Origin of the sequence: Mycobacterium sp. Aquia_213 (genome assembly GCF_026625985.1) — a bacterium.
Taxonomy (GTDB): Bacteria; Actinomycetota; Actinomycetes; order Mycobacteriales; family Mycobacteriaceae; genus Mycobacterium.
This window is the reverse complement of the sequence record NZ_CP113116.1, coordinates 5,285,407-5,299,056: the sequence shown is the minus strand read 5'-3', so window position 1 is coordinate 5,299,056 and position 13,650 is coordinate 5,285,407. Positions and strand designations below refer to the sequence as shown.

The following is a 13,650-nucleotide window of genomic DNA, read 5'->3' as shown; positions in this document are numbered from 1 at the left end:
AGCGGCCGCTCACGCTCGGTCTCGGCGCCCCGCTGATGGTCGCCGCGTCGACGACGTTGGTGTGCGCGGCCACCTGGGTGGGCGATCCGACTACCCCGGGCGGCCCGCTACCGGTGTGTCCCACCAAGGCTCTGCTGGGTATCGACTGTCCCGGATGCGGCAGCCTGCGCATGCTCTATTCGCTCTTGCACGGCAACTTGATGGCCGCCGCCAGGTTCAACGCGTTGGGCTTGGCGGCGGTCGTGCTGTTGGTATGGGCGTACCTGGTCTGGACCTACGGCCGGGTGACGGGCCGGCGGATCAGGAGCTGGCAACACCAGCGCTGGTCGGCCATGGTGGCGCTGTCGTTGGTATCGGTTTGGTTTGTGGTGCGCAACATTCCGTTTGCCCCCTTCAGCGGGCTGTATGTCTGACCTCACGCCGCGGTGAGCCGAGTGCGCTGACGCGCGACGGGCGTCTAACCTTGGGCGCGATGGTGAACAAATCCCGAACGCTGGCGGCGATGGTCGCCGCGGTCGCGCTCGCCGCAGTGTTGACCGGGTGCTTGCACCGGTCGGCGAACTCCCAGCCGGCGAGCGATCCCGCCGCGGCGGAGTTCGCCAGCACGGTGCACAACAAGGTCACGGCAGATGCGATGATGGCGCACCTGACAAAGCTTCAAGACATCGCCAACGCCAACAACGGCACCCGGGCGGTGGGCACACCCGGCTACGAAGCCAGCGTCGATTATGTGGTTAACACGTTGCGCGACAGCGGTTTCGATGTGCAGACACCCGAGTTTTCGGCCCGGGTTTTTCACGCCGAGAAGCCCGCGGTGACAGTCGGCGGTAAGACCGTCGAGGCGCACGCGCTCGAGTTCAGCCTCGGCACCGGAGCCAACGGTGTGAGCGGGCCGTTGCTGGCGGTGTCGACGGGCAATGGCCTGGGCTGCGCGGCATCGGATTACGACAACCTTCCGGCCAAGGGCGCGGTGGTCCTGGTGGACCGCGGCACCTGCCCGTTCGCGCAGAAGGAGGACGCCGCGGCGCAGCACGGCGCCGTGGCGATGATCGTCGCCGACAACGTCGACGAGGAACAGATGGGCGGCACGCTCGGGGCGAATACCGAGGTGAAGATTCCGGCGGTCGGCGTCACCAAGTCCACCGGAATGCAGCTGCGTGCCCAGCCCGGGCCGGCCACGATCAAGCTGGACGCCAGCAGCAAGAGTTTCAAAGCGCGCAATATCATCGCGCAGACCAAGACGGGCTCGCTCACCGACGTGGTGATGGCAGGCGCGCACCTGGACAGCGTGCTCGAGGGGCCGGGTATCAACGACAACGGCTCCGGTGTGGCCGCGATCTTGGAAACCGCAGTGCAGCTGGGGAATTCACCCCAAGTGCATAACGCGGTGCGTTTCGCCTTCTGGGGTGCCGAGGAACTGGGGTTGATCGGATCGCGCAACTATGTCGAGTCACTGAATCTCGAGGACCTCAAAAACATTGCGCTGTACCTGAATTTCGACATGCTCGCGTCGCCGAACCCCGGTTACTTCACCTATGACGGTGACCAATCCCTGCCGGCCGACACCCGCGGCCAGCCCGTGGTCCCGGAAGGCTCGGCCGGCATCGAGCGCACGCTGGTCGCCTACCTGAAGTCTGCGGGCAAGACCGCCCAGGACACGTCGTTCGACGGTCGGTCGGACTATGACGGCTTCACCCTGGCCGGTATCCCGGCGGGTGGTCTGTTCTCCGGTGCGGAAGCAAAGAAGTCCGCCGACCAAGCCAAGTTGTGGGGCGGTACGGCGGACGAGCCGTTCGACCCGAACTATCACAAGAAGACCGACACCCTCGATCACATCGACCGCACGTCGCTGGGCATCAACGGCTCCGGCGTCGCCTACGCGATCGCTCTTTACGCCCAAGACCTCACCGGACACAACGGAGTTCCCGTCATGGGGGACCGCACCCGCCACGTGCTCGCAAAGCCATGATTCGTCGCCTGTGCTCGATGTTGATGCTGATCGGGCTGGTGGCGGGATGCTCGTCGCCGCGGCAGGGTCCGCCGGGGGCCGCGCCGGACCTCGGCCGTGCGCTCGCCGGAAAGGTCACCGCCGACGAGATGTTCGTCCACCTGCGCGCGCTGCAGGATATCGCCAACGCCAACAAGGGGAACCGGGCAGAGGGGACGCCGGGCTACGACGCCAGCGTCGAATACGTCGCGAAAGTGTTGCGCGGCAAGGGGTTCGAGGTGGCTACGCCGCAATTCGACCGCCTGCACGCGGTGTCGTCGGGTAAGCCGTCGCTGACGATCGCCGGCAGCGACTATCCGGTCGACCAGGCCTCGCTGTTGGTCCGGACACCGCCCGGTGGCCTCAGCGGCCAACCGGTTCGGCCCACCCAACCGTCGGGCTGCGCGCCGGGCGATTACCCGGCCGCGCTGCCGGCGGGTGCGATCGCCGTCGTCGACGACGCGCGCTGCTCGGTGGTCGACAAACAGAACAGCGCGCGGGCCAAGGGGGCCGCGGCCGTGATCGTGGTCAGCGCACCCACCGGCCACGGCGCCCCGCCGACGTTGTTCACCCCGGGTTACTACAAGCAGCTGACGATGCCGGTTGCCGTCGTGGGTAGCAACGGCGGGAGCGCGCTAGCCCGCGCCACCGCGCCGGCTCGCCTGGTGCTGGACGCCGAGAATATCAAGACCACTTCCCGAAACGTGTTGGTGCAGACCAAAACCGGCTCGACGAACGACGTGATTGTGGTCGGTGCTCATCTCGACGGCCCGCGTAGCGGTCCGGGTATCAACGACAACGGATCCGGGGTGGCGGCGGTGCTGGAAACCGCGCTGCAGCTGGGCCCGTTGGCGCCGGTGAACAACGCGGTGCGCTTCGTGTTCTGGGGCGCCGACGAGGACGGGCTCAACGGCGTGATGGATTACGTGTTCGGCCTGGATGACGAGCAGCTCAACGACATCGCGATGTACCTGAACTTCAACCTGCTCGGTTCGCCCAACGCCGGCTTTTTCACCGACGACGGCGATCAGTCCGGTCCGCCCGGACAGGGGATCGCGGCCGGTGACGTGCCCGAGGGGTCGGCCGGTATCGAGCGCACCCTGTCCGGCTATCTCAACCTGGCCGGCAAGCGGCCCGCCGACATGCCGCTGGGCACCCGGACCGACTACCACCCTTTCATGGTCGCGGGCGTGCCGATCGGCGGCATGAGCACCGGCGCATCGCAGCTGAAAACCCCTGTGCAAGCACGCCTGTGGGGCGGCAAGGCCGGTGTCGGGTTCGACCCCAACTTCCAGAGTCCCCGGGACACGATCGACAACATCAACCGGGAAGCATTGGCCGTCATGGGTTCTGGCGTGGCATACACGGTGGGCAGCTACGCCATGTCGATTGCGGGCGTCAACGGCGTCCCACCCCACGACAAACGGCATCGGACCCGGTTGCCCTAGCCATGTTTGCTGGGTCTGTCATTTTCGCTACGCTGTTCAACCAGCGGACCTAGAATGAGAACCCTTTGATGCTGCCGGGCACCCGGTCGGGATGAGGTTGGGCATGATGAACCGCGGGCAAAGTCGACGTCGGTCTCACGGTGGTCGCAGGCGGGCCGTAGGCGGTTCGCTGAGGGCCGCAATTGCCTGTGCAGCGACGGTGTTTGTGGTAGCGGGGTGTTCGACCGTCCTCGACGGGCGGGCCCTGTCGATGCTCAACGACCCATTCCGGGTGGGCGACCTTCCCGCGACCGACGGGCCCAGCGGGATCCGCTCGAACGCACCGGCACCCACCGGCACGGTGATCAACACCGACAACGGGACGATCGACAAGTTGTCGTTGCTGTCGATTAACGATATCGAGGACTACTGGAAATCGACGTACAGCCAGTCGCTGAAGGGAACGTTTCTTCCCGTCGCCAAATTGGTCTCCTACGACTCCAACGATCCGAGCAGTCCGATCGTTTGCCACAACGAGACGTACAAGCTCGTCAACGCCTTTTTCACGTCCCGCTGCAACTTGATCGCCTGGGACCGCGGGGTGTTCATGCCCGTCGCGCAGAAGTACTTCGGTGACATGTCCGTCACCGGTGTGCTGGCCCACGAGTTCGGCCACGCCTTGCAGCAGATGGCGAGCCTGGTGACCAAACGAGACGCCACCATCGTTCGTGAGCAGCAGGCCGACTGCTTCGCGGGTGTTTATCTGTATTGGGTTGCGGCCGGCAAGTCCCCGCGCTTCACGCTGAGCACCGCCGACGGCCTCGACCACGTACTGGCCGGGGTCATCGTCACCCGTGACCCGGTGATGGATGCCGAGACCGAGAACGACGACGAGCACGGGTCGGCGCTGGACCGGGTCAGTGCCTTCCAGATGGGCTTCATCAGTGGCGCTTCGGCCTGCGCGGGAATCAACAAGCAGGAGATCACCCAGCGCCGCGGTGACCTGCCCAAGGGCTTGCAGACCGATCCCAACGGCGACCCGGAGAACGGTGAGGTCGCCATCAACGAAGACACCTTGTCGACGCTGATGGAGCTGTTGGGAAAGGTGTTCTCGCCGAAGAGCCCGCCGACCCTGTCCTTCCACACGACCGGTTGTCCGGATGCGAAACCCAGTCCACCCGCGTCCTACTGCCCGGCCACCAACACCATCATGGTCGACCTGGCCGGTCTGGCGGCGATGGCGAAGGTCTCCGACGAGAAGGAACACACGCTGCCGCAAGGTGACGACACCGCCCTGTCGATCCTGATGTCGCGATACGCGCTTGCGGTACAGCATGAACGCGATCTACCGATGCAGAGCCCATGGACCGCGCTGCGGACCGCGTGCCTGACCGGTGTGGTGCACCGCAAGATGGCCGAACCGATCGACACCCCCTCCCACAAGGAACTGTTGCTGACCGCCGGTGACCTCGACGAGGCCGTCGCCGGTTTGCTCACCAACCACATGGTGGCCAGCGATGCGGACGGGACCAGCGTGCCGGCCGGCTTCACGCGCATAGCGGCGTTCCGCGGCGGCGTGGGCGGCAACATGGACGCGTGCTACTCGCGCTATCCCGGCTGATCCACGTAGAGTATGGGCCACTTGACCTCAGGAGGCGTCCGTGACGGAAGAACCGCCTAGCTATCCGCCGCCACCGGGGGAATCCGGGTATCCCCCGCCGGGGCAGGGTTATTCGCCTCCGCCGGGACCGAGTTACCCACCGCCGCCGGGAGCAGGTTATCCGCCCCCGCCGGGACCGGGCTACCCGCCGCCGCCGGGTCCGGGTTACCCGCCGGCCGTCGGCACCAATGGCATGGCCATCGCATCACTGGTCTGCTCGTTGTTGGGATGGCTGTGCGGCATCGGGCCCATCCTGGGCATCATCTTCGGCATTCTCGCACTGGGCAAGATCAAGCAGACCGGTGAAGGCGGCCGTGGACTGGCCATTGCCGGAATAGCCATCGGCGCGGTCTTGATCGTGTTCGGCATCATCGGCGGGATCTTCTCGGTGATCAGCGGGAGCATGGAAGAACACCACCGGTATTCGGGAGCTCCGGCCGTGGTTCTCGTCGTCGACACCGTAGCGCCGCCGGCCATCGCTGCCTAAATACTCTGGTGCTCAACCGATCTCAGCGGGTCGGTCATGTCATGCAGACGTTGGAGAACAGCAGCACCGGCCAGGACACGATCGAGCCGAGGAACGACACCACCAGGTCGGCGCCCTGCATGCCGCGAAGCTGGCTGGTGTGCGTCGATGACCAGATCAGCCCGACGATCGAGTAGGGAATCCCCAGCAGCACCGCGAGTGCGATCCACTCGGCCACTGTCATCTCGTAGTTCAGCAACTGTCGCAGCTTGGTGATCAACCGACTCATTCCTTCCGGGTGCCTGGCCTATCGTTGCGCATATGGCAGCGTTGGCGGCAGGAATGGCGCGCATTCGGCGCGGGCTTGCGCGTCCGGTTTCGGTCCAGGCACTCATCGAATTGGCCTTGTGGCTCGCCCTGCCCTACCTGCTGATCGGCGTCTTCTGGGCCGTCATCCACCCCGACCGGGTTCAAGAACTGCAGGCGGAATGGGCGAAGGTGAGCTCGCTAGGTTCGGACATCGCCGCATTCGGTGAAGCCGCCGCGCTGTGGCCCGCGATTCTGCTGCTGCCGACCACCTGCACCCTGCCGGGGCAGTAACGGCTCAGCGCAACAGTCGCAGCGCCGCGTCGACCGCGAGCGCGGGTACATCGAGGGTCTTCGAGCGCAGATCGTGTCGCGCACCGGCGATTTCGACGACCTCGGTCGGTGCCGCGATCAACGCCGCGGCATCACGAACCTCGGCCGGCGTGCCGAAGGGGTCCGATGTTCCGTGGGTGAACACGGTGGGCACCCGGATAGCGGGCAGGTGCTCGGTGCGGGGTCGTTCCGGCTTTCCCGGCGGATGGACCGGGTAGGAAAACAGCGTCAAGACGTCGACCTGGGGCGGGTTCGCCTCGGCGACCACCATCGACGTCTGCCGGCCGCCGTAGGAATGTCCGCCGGCGATCAGCGGGCCGTCGGCAAGGGTGCGGCACAAGACGATTGCCTCCTCGATTCCGGCGCGGTCGGTGGCCGCCGAGCCGGACGGTGGCCCCTTGGGCCGGCGCCGGCGATAGGGCAGGTTGTAGCGAATCGCCAGCCAGCCGCGCCGCGCCCACTCGTCGCAAATCCGTTGCAGCAGCTCGGATTCGCGGTTTCCACCGGCGCCGTGGGTGAGCACCACGACGCCGTCCGCCGGGCCGTCGGGTTCGTGCGCGATGCCGGCGATCGGGTCGAGGTTCATGACAGCCGGAACAGTGGGGAGACCGGGCCGTGCCCGTGGCCGAGTGGGTAAGCGGCACGCAGGCATTCGGTGACCCAGCGCTTGCCGAACTCGACGGCCTCGGGAACGGCAAGCCCGTGGGCCAGCGCGCAGGCGATCGCGGCGGCCAGCGTGTCACCGCCGCCGTGGTCGTTGCCGGTCGCGATGCGCTCGGCATCGAACTCGTGGAAATCCGCGCCGTCATAGAGCAGGTCGTTGCTGCGTTGCGAAGAGCGCAGGTGGCCGCCCTTCACCAGCACCCACTGCGGGCCCAGCGCGTGCAGTGCCTTGGCCGCCGCGCGCTGCGACTCGGCGTCCACCACGTCGATACCGACCAGCAGTCGCACCTCGTCGAGATTCGGCGTCACCAGCGTGGCCAACGGAAACAGTTGAGTGCGAAGCGAATCCAGGGCCGCCGGTGCCATCAGTGCATCGCCGTGCATGGACGCAGCCACCGGGTCGACGACGAGCGGAACCGTCAACCCGAGCCGGCGCCAGGTGGTGGCCACGGTGTCGATGATGCGCGGCGACGCCAACATCCCGGTCTTGGCGGCCTGAATGCCGATGTCGGTGACCACCGCTTCGATCTGGCCGGCGACCACATCGTCAGGAATCTCGTGAAAGCTCTTGACCCCCAAGGTGTTCTGCACAGTCACCGCGGTCACCGCGATGCACGCGTGCACGCCCAGCATCGCGATGGTGCGCATATCGGCTTCGATGCCCGCGCCGCCCCCGGAGTCCGATCCGGCGACGGACAGCACCCGCAGCGGCGTCGCGCCCGGCGGCGGCACCGGCAGGTCCGGAGGCAGGTAGTTCACTGCGTGATCGGCAGATACACCCGGTTGCCGTGCTCGGCGAACTCGCGCGACTTCTCCTCCATGCCGGAGGCGAGCATGGCCTCGATGTCCTCCTCGGTTTCCAGGCCGTGCTTGGCGGCGTAGTCGCGGACATCCTGGGTGATGCGCATCGAGCAGAACTTCGGCCCGCACATGGAGCAGAAGTGCGCGGCCTTGGCGGGCGCGGCGGGCAGCGTCTCGTCGTGGTAGGACCGGGCGGTGTCGGGATCCAGCGACAGCGCGAACTGGTCGTTCCACCGGAACTCGAAACGCGCCTGCGACAACGCATTATCGCGGTCCTGCGCGTGCGGATGTCCCTTGGCGAGATCGCCCGCGTGCGCGGCGATCTTATAAGAGATCACGCCGACCTTGACGTCGTTGCGGTCCGGCAGCCCGAGGTGCTCCTTCGGGGTGACGTAGCAGAGCATCGCGGTGCCGGCCTGGGCGATGATGGCCGCGCCGATCGCCGAGGTGATGTGGTCGTAGGCCGGTGCGATGTCGGTGGCCAGCGGCCCCAGCGTGTAGAAGGGGGCCTCCTCGCACAGCTCCTCTTCCAACCGCACGTTCTCGACGATCTTGTGCATCGGGACGTGCCCGGGGCCCTCGATCATCACCTGCACGCCATGGGCTTTCGCGATCTTGGTCAGCTCGCCCAGGGTGCGTAGCTCGGCGAACTGCGCGGCGTCGTTGGCGTCGGCGATGGATCCGGGCCGCAGCCCGTCGCCCAGGGAGAAGGTGACGTCGTATTGGGCGAAGATCTCGCAGAGCTCTTCAAAGTTGGTGTACAGGAACGACTCCCGATGATGCGCCAGGCACCAGGCCGCCATGATCGATCCGCCGCGCGACACGATGCCGGTGACCCGCTTGGCGGTCAGCGGCACGTAGCGCAGCAGCACGCCGGCGTGCACGGTCATGTAGTCCACACCCTGCTCGCACTGCTCGATCACGGTGTCGCGGTAGAGCTCCCAGGTCAGTTCGGTCGGATCGCCGTTGGTCTTTTCCAGCGCCTGGTAGATCGGCACGGTGCCGACCGGCACCGGCGAGTTGCGCAGGATCCACTCGCGGGTCTGGTGAATGTCCTTGCCGGTGGACAGGTCCATGATGGTGTCGGCGCCCCAGCGGGTGGCCCACACCATCTTGTCGACCTCCTCGGCGATCGAGGACGTCACCGCCGAGTTGCCGATGTTCGCGTTGACCTTGGTCGCGAACGCCTTGCCGATGATCATCGGCTCGATCTCGGGGTGGTTGTGGTTGGCCGGGATGACCGCACGTCCGCGGGCGACCTCGTCGCGCACCAGTTCGGCGGGCATGCCTTCGCGGATTGCGATGAACGCCATCTCGGCGGTGATCTCGCCGGCGCGGGCCCGCTGTAGCTGGGTACCGCGGTCGCGCACCACGCCGGGTCGCGGCGGCAGCCCGGCCGTCAGGTCGATCACCGCGTCCGGATCGGTGTACGGCCCGGAGGTGTCGTACAGATCGAAATGCTCTCCGTTGGACAGGTTCACCCGGCGCAACGGCACGCGGGCCCCGGAAACCCCGTCGAGCTCCACATAGGCCTTGGTGCTGCCCCAGATGGGCCCGGTGGTCACGGTCGGTTCGACGGTAACGGTCATTTTTTTTCATCTCCCTACGCCGGCATTACCCGGTCAGGTTCGTACGGTCGACGGCCCCAAGCCGTCCTCTCAGCACACTCGGCGTGCGCTCCCGCGGTTGTTTACTTTTCGGTGGCGAAAGACGCCCACACGCGACGTTACCCTCACTGCGGACCATCCGCGCCGTACGGGCGCGCCCTAGTCGTCCAGAGTGCGCGGATTGCTCGACGGTGAATTCCCCGGAGTGGAATGATGACCACGTGCAGCAGCCCAAGCAAACGGGCGCCGCGACATTCACCCGGACGCGGAATCAGCCGACGAGCGGGACCGGGGACGCCGCGCTCACCTATCTGAATGTCGGCAGCTTCCGGTTCTGGTTCGACGGCGAACGCTGGGAATGGTCCGACGAGGTCGCCCGGATGCACGGCTACGAACCCGGGACGGTAGCCCCGACGACCGAACTGATGTTGTCCCACAAGCATCCCGACGACCGGGAGCACGTCCGGGATCTGCTTCACCATGCGTTGCACTCCGGGGAGTCTTTCTCCAGTCGTCACCGCTTTGTCGACACATCCGGCGGTGTGCACGAGGCGATCGTGGTGGCCGATCGCATCGTGGACGACGAGTCGGGCGCCGTGCAGGGGACCGCGGGCTACTACATCGACCTGACCGGCACGTTCGACGAAGCCCGGCACGAAAGCCGCCAGGAAGCGCTCGACGAGGCGCTGCCCGATCTATTCGAAAACCGCGCGGCCATCGAGCAGGCCAAGGGTGTGATGATGGCCGTCTACCGAGTCAGCCCTGACCAGGCGTTTCGGGTGTTGCAGTGGCGTTCGCAAGAGACCAACATCAAGTTGCGCACATTGGCCAAGCAACTGATTCACGAGGTCGGCAACCTGCCACCGATGTCGGCAGCCATGCAGAGCCAGGTCGACCATCTGCTGCTGACGATCCACGAGCGCATGCCCGCTGAAAACGGCCGCTAGACCTCTTCCATCGCCTCGCCGATTTCCTCCAGCAGCCGGTTGTGGTGACTGCTGGCCAGCAGGTGACCGGCGGCGATGACCAAGGCGACCGGCCAATCGATCAGTTCGAGGGCGGCCAGGGCGGCCAGCCCGCCGTAATAGGCCAGCTGTTCGGGCCGCGGAATCTCGGTCTGTCCGACCAGCGGCAACTTCACGACGAAGGTTTCGCCTTCGCGAATTTTCTCCACCGCATCGCGTTGAGAAGTTGCACGGCGAGTTTTCTTTTCCGCCATCATTTGCCTTTCAGTAACGAGGGGTTTCCCAACTCGCCGGGTGACTTGGTCACCGTCGGACCTATGTCGACGACCGATTCCCTGGCCGATCCGATATTTTCCTCTGTTGCTTCGGTGCTGCGGGTGCCGTTGCTCGAACTCTATGCGCTTCTGTGGCGCGTCGGGATCGTGGAGATCGTCCAGCCCGATCGGACGCGCCGTAGGGCGCCGCGGTTCTCGTCTCGAGTGGTTTCGGGGCCCCGGGCGACGCTCTGCCCGGACCCGTCGGCACACGCTGCGGGGCGGCCACACGGCCGGCCCGAACGCGCGTCGGCGTAAGTCAGCTCCCGATCAGTTGGTGCTGCGCAACTCGGCGGCACCGGCCCGACGTCCGGCCGTCTTCTTGGCCGGCGCCTTGGCGGCGGACTTTCGCGGAGCGGCTTTCTGCGCTGTCGGCTCGGTGGGTACCGGCTTGAGGTTGGCTTTCGCCGGCACCTCGGGTTTGTGGTTCAGCCGGCGCAACACCAGCGCGCCACCGCCGACGGCCAGCAGTATCGGCCACTCGACCAGTCCGGCCACCCCAAGCGCGCCGATGGCCAGTGCGGCCGCGGGTGTCGAATGACTACCCGCGTTGATGCCGCGCTTGATGCCCTCCGCCGCGCCGGTGACCCCACCGACGATTCCACTGATTGCGGCGCCCCCGACAGCGCCCGCCGCGGCGGTGGTCGCATCTGCCGCACGATTGACCGTTTTCCCCGCGTTACGGACTGCCCCTCCGACGACACCCATGATGACTCCCGGTTCCTCGGTTGCTCTGGTCGCAAACCGCGTAGCAACATGTATACCCGCCAAACGGGGAGTTAACAGCAGCCACGAAATTGTTCACGCATCTAACAGGGGGAAATGCTGCCACGTCGCAAACGCGCAGACAACGCGAAGGCTCCTGAATTTCCCCGGTTTACTAAGGATTCAGGTCGACCAAAACCGGTGCGTGATCACTGGGCGCCTTGCCTTTGCGTTCGTCGCGAACGATCTGCGCATCGGCCACCCGCCCGGCCAGCGCCGGGGAGGCGAGGATGAAGTCGATGCGCATGCCTTGCTTCTTCGGGAACCGGAGCTGGGTGTAATCCCAGTAGGTGTAGACGCCCGGGCCCGGAGTGAAAGGCCTTACCACATCAGTGAATTGCGCATCGACGATGGCATTGAACGCCCGGCGTTCCGGCTCGGACACATGCGTGGCGCCGGCAAAGAATTCCGTGCTCCACACGTCTTCGTCGGTCGGTGCGATGTTCCAATCGCCGACCATCGCGATCTGCGCGGCGGGATCGTCGTGTAGCCAGCCGGCGGCCGTATCACGCAGGGCGGCAAGCCATTCCAGCTTATAGTTGTAATGCGGATCGGCCAGGGTGCGGCCATTGGGTACGTACAGGCTCCACACCCGGACGCCGCCGCAGCTGGCGCCCAGCGCGCGGGCCTCCGCGGTCGCGGCCACCTCCGGCTTGCTGCTCCAACTGGGCTGGCCGTCGAATCCGATCTGCACGTCTTTAAGGCCCACTCGCGACGCGATCGCCACGCCATTCCATTGATTGAAGCCGACGTGGGCGACCTCGTAACCGAGTTCCACGAACGGCAGGGCGGGGAACTGGCCGTCGGAGCATTTGGTCTCCTGCATGGCCAGCACGTCGACTTCGGCGCGGGCGAGCCAGTCGACGACGCGGTCCAGGCGAGTGCGGATCGAGTTGACGTTCCAGGTCGCCAGTCGCATGGCTAGACGGTATCCCAGGCGGTCGACCGGGCTTCGAAGTAGCGACGGCGGTGGTGCAGTCGGAAGCCGAGGCCGTCGGCGAGGGTGGCGTTGACGGCGTCGCCCTCGCCGACCGCGATATAGCCGCGGGTGGCGCCGCGGTGCGCCCCCCAGACCAGCAGAGCCTCGCGCGGCGTCGAAAGTCCCACCCACCGAACGCCGTCGGGCGCGTCGGTCACCGCCGCACCCGTGGGCGGATCCGACCCGGCGATGGACGGGTCGGGCTCCCGGGCTGCGAGCTCCCCTACGTCGCGCACCAACACGCGCTCGGTGTGATCGGCAGCCGGGGTGCGCGGCAGCGTCAGCAAGCGGTCCGGGATGGCCAGTAGCGGGGTCTGGCCGCGGCGATCGTACCAGGCGACGATCGCGGGGATCGTGCTGATTTGCGCTGAAATATCCAGCGGCACAGCAGAATTAGCGGCAAAGCCGGATTCATCTCCGGCCCGCAATAGCCAGCCGTCCAGCCAGGCCTGTTCTGCGCCGGGCCAGGCCGCCGCGGCGGCGTGCTCCAGTGCGCGGATCGCCGACGTGCGCACCGGTGCGTCGGTCAGCACCCGCAGCGCCACCACGTCGTCGGCCGCGAATTCGACGACTGCGCCCGTCTTCGTCCGCACCCGCACCACCGGATCCACCGCCAGCAGGTGTCCGACCGCATCCGTGAGCGGAGGCACCGATCCGGGCCGACGCCGGTAGCGCACCGTCACCCGGGTTCCAAGGTCCGGCCACGAGACCATCAGTGACCGAACGGATCCGGTCCCTCGCCGGGCATCCAGGACAGCCCGGGTACGCCCCAGCCGTGGGATTTGACGCTTCGCTTTGCGGCGCGGGCATGCCGGCCGATCAGGCGATCCAGATAGAGGAATCCGTCCAAGTGCCCGGTCTCGTGTTGCAGCATCCGGGCGAACAGTCCGCTGCCCTCGATCGTGACCGGTTTGCCGTCGGCGTCGAGGCCGGTGACCCGTGCCCATTTCGCGCGGCCGGTGGGAAACGACTCGCCGGGAACCGAAAGGCACCCCTCGTCATCGTCGGTCGGGTCGGGCATGGTCTCGGGTATCTCCGAGGTTTCCAGGATCGGATTGATGATCACACCGCGGCGGCGCTCGGTCATCCCGCGCTCGTCGGCGCAGTCGTAGACGAACAGCCGCAGCCCGTGTCCGATCTGATTGGCGGCCAGCCCGACGCCGTGGGCGGCGTCCATGGTGTCGTACATGTCGGCGATCAATCCGGCGAGCTCTGCCGGTAGCGAACCGTCGGCATCGACGGGTACCGGTGCGGTCGATGTGTGCAACACCGGATCGCCGACGATGCGGATGGGTACGACTGCCATGGTCGGCTAGCTTAAGGGGCCGCGAAGCAAGCAATGAAGGCAATCCGCCGACTCGCGGGTCTGGATGAGGG

17 protein-coding genes and 1 riboswitch are annotated in these 13,650 nt (G+C 66.5%); of the genes, 8 read left to right on the top strand and 9 right to left on the bottom strand.

Annotated features, from left to right (window positions below):
* The first annotated feature begins 35 nt into the window (after positions 1-35).
* From LMQ14_RS24775 to LMQ14_RS24755, 5 genes are all read left to right on the top strand, one after another.
* Positions 36-413: a DUF2752 domain-containing protein gene (locus tag LMQ14_RS24775; RefSeq protein WP_267735668.1), complete on the top strand. Its 378-nt coding sequence runs from the start codon at positions 36-38 to the stop codon at positions 411-413.
* Positions 414-472: 59 nt separating this feature from the next.
* On the top strand, positions 473-1,969 hold the full coding sequence (locus tag LMQ14_RS24770) for a M28 family metallopeptidase (RefSeq protein ID WP_267732250.1): 1,497 nt from the start codon (positions 473-475) through the stop codon (positions 1,967-1,969).
* Positions 1,966-3,435, top strand: coding sequence for a M28 family peptidase (locus LMQ14_RS24765; RefSeq protein ID WP_267732249.1), 1,470 nt, complete (start codon positions 1,966-1,968; stop codon positions 3,433-3,435). Before LMQ14_RS24770 ends, LMQ14_RS24765 begins: the two co-directional genes overlap by 4 nt.
* 103 nt (positions 3,436-3,538) lie before the next feature.
* A complete protein-coding gene (locus tag LMQ14_RS24760; RefSeq protein WP_420714571.1) occupies positions 3,539-5,035 on the top strand; it encodes a neutral zinc metallopeptidase in 1,497 nt (498 codons plus the stop codon).
* Positions 5,036-5,075: 40 nt separating this feature from the next.
* Positions 5,076-5,561, top strand: coding sequence for a DUF4190 domain-containing protein (locus tag LMQ14_RS24755; protein ID WP_267732247.1), 486 nt, complete (start codon positions 5,076-5,078; stop codon positions 5,559-5,561).
* Between the two features lie 34 nt (positions 5,562-5,595).
* Here LMQ14_RS24755 and LMQ14_RS24750 read toward each other — a convergent pair whose 3' ends face one another.
* Entirely contained in the window at positions 5,596-5,820 is a 225-nt protein-coding gene (locus LMQ14_RS24750; protein WP_267735667.1) for a hypothetical protein, read from the bottom strand.
* A gap of 41 nt (positions 5,821-5,861) precedes the next feature.
* On the opposite strand from LMQ14_RS24750, the gene LMQ14_RS24745 reads away from it, so the two are divergent.
* Positions 5,862-6,140 (top strand): hypothetical protein, encoded by a 279-nt coding sequence (locus LMQ14_RS24745; RefSeq protein ID WP_267732246.1) that lies wholly within the window; start codon positions 5,862-5,864, stop codon positions 6,138-6,140.
* Between the two features lie 4 nt (positions 6,141-6,144).
* Here the strand turns inward: LMQ14_RS24745 and LMQ14_RS24740 are convergent, their stop codons facing one another.
* The 3 genes from LMQ14_RS24740 to thiC all read right to left on the bottom strand — a co-directional run bounded on the left by LMQ14_RS24740 (position 6,145) and on the right by thiC (position 9,232).
* Positions 6,145-6,765, bottom strand: coding sequence for an alpha/beta family hydrolase (locus LMQ14_RS24740; protein ID WP_267732245.1), 621 nt, complete (start codon positions 6,763-6,765; stop codon positions 6,145-6,147).
* The gene (gene thiD, locus LMQ14_RS24735; protein WP_420714717.1) at positions 6,762-7,592 is read right to left on the bottom strand and encodes a bifunctional hydroxymethylpyrimidine kinase/phosphomethylpyrimidine kinase; all 831 of its coding nucleotides are present in this window, start codon (positions 7,590-7,592) and stop codon (positions 6,762-6,764) included. The genes LMQ14_RS24740 and thiD overlap by 4 nt, the downstream gene beginning before the upstream one ends.
* A 5-nt stretch (positions 7,593-7,597) precedes the next feature.
* Positions 7,598-9,232, bottom strand: coding sequence for a phosphomethylpyrimidine synthase ThiC (gene thiC / locus LMQ14_RS24730; protein WP_267732243.1), 1,635 nt, complete (start codon positions 9,230-9,232; stop codon positions 7,598-7,600).
* Positions 9,227-9,337: riboswitch (TPP riboswitch) on the bottom strand. Its footprint overlaps the gene before it by 6 nt.
* Before the next feature lie 224 nt (positions 9,338-9,561).
* Here thiC and LMQ14_RS24725 point away from each other — a divergent pair.
* Complete coding sequence (locus LMQ14_RS24725) at positions 9,562-10,197, top strand: PAS and ANTAR domain-containing protein (protein WP_267735666.1); 636 nt, start codon at positions 9,562-9,564, stop codon at positions 10,195-10,197.
* Here the strand turns inward: LMQ14_RS24725 and LMQ14_RS24720 are convergent.
* Positions 10,194-10,469 (bottom strand): hypothetical protein, encoded by a 276-nt coding sequence (locus LMQ14_RS24720; RefSeq protein WP_267732242.1) that lies wholly within the window; start codon positions 10,467-10,469, stop codon positions 10,194-10,196. The genes LMQ14_RS24725 and LMQ14_RS24720 overlap by 4 nt on opposite strands.
* Positions 10,470-10,532: 63 nt before the next feature.
* Here LMQ14_RS24720 and LMQ14_RS24715 point away from each other — a divergent pair, with 63 nt between their 5' ends.
* A complete protein-coding gene (locus LMQ14_RS24715; RefSeq protein WP_267732241.1) occupies positions 10,533-10,787 on the top strand; it encodes an Rv1535 domain-containing protein in 255 nt (84 codons plus the stop codon).
* A gap of 12 nt (positions 10,788-10,799) precedes the next feature.
* Here LMQ14_RS24715 and LMQ14_RS24710 read toward each other — a convergent pair whose 3' ends face one another.
* The 4 genes from LMQ14_RS24710 to LMQ14_RS24695 all read right to left on the bottom strand — a co-directional run bounded on the left by LMQ14_RS24710 (position 10,800) and on the right by LMQ14_RS24695 (position 13,579).
* The gene (locus LMQ14_RS24710) at positions 10,800-11,237 is read right to left on the bottom strand and encodes a hypothetical protein (RefSeq protein WP_267732240.1); all 438 of its coding nucleotides are present in this window, start codon (positions 11,235-11,237) and stop codon (positions 10,800-10,802) included.
* 172 nt (positions 11,238-11,409) lie between these two features.
* A complete protein-coding gene (locus tag LMQ14_RS24705) occupies positions 11,410-12,213 on the bottom strand; it encodes an exodeoxyribonuclease III (RefSeq protein WP_267732239.1) in 804 nt (267 codons plus the stop codon).
* Positions 12,214-12,215: 2 nt separating this feature from the next.
* On the bottom strand, positions 12,216-12,986 hold the full coding sequence (locus LMQ14_RS24700; RefSeq protein WP_267732238.1) for a GNAT family N-acetyltransferase: 771 nt from the start codon (positions 12,984-12,986) through the stop codon (positions 12,216-12,218).
* Positions 12,986-13,579, bottom strand: coding sequence for a peptide deformylase (locus tag LMQ14_RS24695; protein WP_267732237.1), 594 nt, complete (start codon positions 13,577-13,579; stop codon positions 12,986-12,988). Before LMQ14_RS24695 ends, LMQ14_RS24700 begins: the two co-directional genes overlap by 1 nt.
* Positions 13,580-13,650 lie beyond the last annotated feature (71 nt).

Excerpts from the sequence above, each read along its gene's own strand:
- LMQ14_RS24775 (WP_267735668.1), top strand. The coding sequence starts at position 36 with ATGGTCGCCGCGTCGACGACGTTGGTGTGCGCGGCCACCTGGGTGGGC.
- LMQ14_RS24715 (WP_267732241.1), top strand. The coding sequence starts at position 10,533 with ATGTCGACGACCGATTCCCTGGCCGATCCGATATTTTCCTCTGTTGCT.
- thiC (WP_267732243.1), bottom strand. The coding sequence starts at position 9,232 with ATGACCGTTACCGTCGAACCGACCGTGACCACCGGGCCCATCTGGGGC.
- LMQ14_RS24770 (WP_267732250.1), top strand. The coding sequence starts at position 473 with ATGGTGAACAAATCCCGAACGCTGGCGGCGATGGTCGCCGCGGTCGCG.
- LMQ14_RS24700 (WP_267732238.1), bottom strand. The coding sequence starts at position 12,986 with ATGGTCTCGTGGCCGGACCTTGGAACCCGGGTGACGGTGCGCTACCGG.
- LMQ14_RS24710 (WP_267732240.1), bottom strand. The coding sequence starts at position 11,237 with ATGGGTGTCGTCGGAGGGGCAGTCCGTAACGCGGGGAAAACGGTCAAT.
- LMQ14_RS24760 (WP_420714571.1), top strand. The coding sequence starts at position 3,539 with ATGATGAACCGCGGGCAAAGTCGACGTCGGTCTCACGGTGGTCGCAGG.
- LMQ14_RS24745 (WP_267732246.1), top strand. The coding sequence starts at position 5,862 with ATGGCAGCGTTGGCGGCAGGAATGGCGCGCATTCGGCGCGGGCTTGCG.
- LMQ14_RS24740 (WP_267732245.1), bottom strand. The coding sequence starts at position 6,765 with ATGAACCTCGACCCGATCGCCGGCATCGCGCACGAACCCGACGGCCCG.
- LMQ14_RS24695 (WP_267732237.1), bottom strand. The coding sequence starts at position 13,579 with ATGGCAGTCGTACCCATCCGCATCGTCGGCGATCCGGTGTTGCACACA.
- LMQ14_RS24705 (WP_267732239.1), bottom strand. The coding sequence starts at position 12,213 with ATGCGACTGGCGACCTGGAACGTCAACTCGATCCGCACTCGCCTGGAC.
- LMQ14_RS24720 (WP_267732242.1), bottom strand. The coding sequence starts at position 10,469 with ATGGCGGAAAAGAAAACTCGCCGTGCAACTTCTCAACGCGATGCGGTG.
- LMQ14_RS24765 (WP_267732249.1), top strand. The coding sequence starts at position 1,966 with ATGATTCGTCGCCTGTGCTCGATGTTGATGCTGATCGGGCTGGTGGCG.